We start from the raw sequence: 2,451 nt of genomic DNA, 5'->3' as shown, positions 1-2,451 counted from the left end.
GTCGCTGATCCTACTGGCCCTGCGCCGAACGCCAATCCCGGACGCAGTTCAATACGGGTGATTGCGTAAGCAAGCACTGCTGCAACGCGGCATACAATCCCTCGCTCATAAAAGTAAAAGTGCGAGGAGATTGCCGATGTCCGTCATCGTCGTATTGGCTGCGCTGGCGTTTTTGATGTTCGCCGCGTATCGCGGCTACAGCGTCATCCTGTTTGCACCGCTGGCCGCCCTGGGCGCGGTGCTCCTGACCGATCCTTCCGCCGTGGCGCCGGTGTTTGCCGGCATCTTCATGGAGAAGATGGTCGGCTTCGTCAAACTGTATTTCCCGGTGTTCCTGCTCGGTGCCGTGTTCGGCAAGGTAATCGAGCTGTCGGGCTTCTCGCGCGCGATCGTCGCTTCCGTCATCCGCGTGGTGGGCGCCAGGCGGGCGATGCTGTCCATCGTGCTGGTGTGTGCGCTGCTGACGTACGGCGGCGTGTCGCTGTTCGTGGTGGTGTTTGCGGTGTACCCGTTTGCCGCCGAGATGTTCCGCCAGGGCAATATCCCCAAGCGCCTGATCCCGGGCACGATTGCGCTGGGTGCGTTCTCGTTCACGATGGATTCGCTGCCGGGCACGCCGCAGATCCAGAACATCATCCCGACCACGTTCTTCCACACCACCTCGTGGGCGGCACCGTGGCTGGGCACGGCCGGCGCGATCTTTATCCTGGCGGTGGGCATGGCGTATCTGGAGTGGCGCCGCCGCGTGGCCGCCAGCGCCGGTCATGGCTATGACCACGGCCTGGCCAAGCTGGCGAACGAGCCGGAGACCGCCGCCGACGGCAAGCTCGCGCATCCGCTGGTCGCGCTGTCGCCGCTGGTGCTGGTGGGCGTGATGAACCTGCTGTTCACGCGCTGGATTCCCACGTGGTACGGCAAGGTCGTGACCGTTGCGCTGCCGGGCCTGCCCAAGCCGCTGACGGTGGAAGCCGACAAGATGACCGCGATCTGGGCGGTGGAAGCGGCGCTGCTGATCGGCATCATCGTGGTGGTCGTGTTCGGCTTCCGCGCCGTGAAGGAGCGCTTTGCCGAGGGCAGCAAATCGGCGGTGTCCGGCGCCTTGCTGGCGGCGATGAATACCGCGTCGGAATACGGCTTTGGCGGCGTGATTGCGGCGCTGCCGGGCTTCCTGGTGCTGGCGCAGGGGCTGCGTGCGATCCCGAATCCGCTGGTCAACGAAGCGGTGACGGTCAGTACGCTGGCGGGCATCACCGGCTCGGCCTCGGGTGGCATGAGTATCGCGCTGGCCGCGATGGCGGACCAGTTCGTGCAGGCCGCGCAATCGGCCGGCATTCCGATGGACGTGCTGCACCGCGTGGCGGCGATGGCCTCGGGCGGCATGGATACGCTGCCGCACAACGGCGCTGTCATCACGCTCTTGGCGGTGACGGGCCTGACCCACCGCGAGGCGTATCGCGATGTGTTCTGCGTGACGCTGATCAAGACCGCGGCGGTGTTCTTCGTGATTGCGACGTTCTACATTACCGGGATGGTGTAACCGTCATGGTGCTGTCACGCATGCGGCTGGCGCGGGCTGTCGTTGCCGGCGGTGCGCTCCTTGCGGCAGCGGCGGTGGCAGCGGCATCGGCAGAGACCGACCGCTTTGCGCAATGGGAGCGAGCTCTGCTCAGCGGCCATTGCGACGCGCTGGTCAGCATCAAACGCACGGGCGACCTGCCGAAAACCGGCGTGGCTGTGGGTGGGGAGTTGGGGCAAAGCCTGTGGGCGCTGTTCGATCTGCAGCAGCCGTTCCTGACCAAGCTGGCGGGCAGCGGCAGTGATTTCAGCACGCTGGCCCAGCCCTTTGGCGTGGATGTGGCACGCATGGCCAACACCCCCACGCACAGCATCATCTGGCGGCTGACGCGCATTGCGCGCACGGGGGCGTCCTGCCGGCGCTTCGATGCGTGGCTCGCGCAGCAGCGCGTCAACCTCGATCTGCCGCAGGCGTCTGCCTTTGGTCCGTTCTGTTTCGAGGCGACTGCGCGTCCGGCGCGGATGGACGAGATCTTCAATCATCCGATGACGGATGGTGCTGGGCTGATCGCGTATCGGATGGTGGCGGATGTGCTGTCGGTGCGGCGTGGGGATCGAGAGCGCACCATCGTGCGCTGGAGCGCTGGCGTTGCCTCGGACCCTGTTGCACCGGGTGCAGGGCCCCATCTGGAATGGGAAAGCGCGACGCTCACTGAGATTCATGTTCGCAATGAGCATGGGCCGAATCCGGAGCAGCGGCTGGTGGCGCAGTGCCCGGCTGGGGGGCTGCGGGAGTTGTTGGGCAAGCCCTGATTTGGGTTGATGGGATGGGTTTGGTTATTTGTTGGTGGGGCATCCCCTGTTTCATCCCCTGCCGGGGTTGACTCACTTTCTTTGTCTTGCCAAAGAAAGTAAGCAAAGAAAGGCGCGCCCGAT

At 65.0% G+C, this 2,451-nt stretch carries 2 protein-coding genes; both read left to right on the top strand.

All coding sequences use genetic code 11. The features are described 5' to 3' along the window. Window positions 1–136: 136 nt before the first annotated feature. Window positions 137–1,537 (top strand): GntP family permease, encoded by a 1,401-nt coding sequence (locus QZ609_RS26410; RefSeq protein WP_295501447.1) that lies wholly within the window; start codon window positions 137–139, stop codon window positions 1,535–1,537. A gap of 5 nt (window positions 1,538–1,542) precedes the next feature. Then, the gene (locus QZ609_RS26405; RefSeq protein WP_295501444.1) at window positions 1,543–2,328 is read left to right on the top strand and encodes a hypothetical protein; all 786 of its coding nucleotides are present in this window, start codon (window positions 1,543–1,545) and stop codon (window positions 2,326–2,328) included. Window positions 2,329–2,451: the final 123 nt, after the last annotated feature.

The organism is uncultured Ralstonia sp. (assembly GCA_913056305.1).
GTDB lineage: Bacteria > Pseudomonadota > Gammaproteobacteria > Burkholderiales > Burkholderiaceae > Ralstonia.
This window is presented reverse-complemented; position numbering and strand designations above follow the sequence as displayed.

What these genes read in the sequence shown, in the direction of transcription:
- QZ609_RS26410 (WP_295501447.1), top strand. Translation starts at nt 137, where the DNA reads ATGTCCGTCATCGTCGTATTGGCTGCGCTGGCGTTTTTGATGTTCGCC.
- QZ609_RS26405 (WP_295501444.1), top strand. Translation starts at nt 1,543, where the DNA reads ATGGTGCTGTCACGCATGCGGCTGGCGCGGGCTGTCGTTGCCGGCGGT.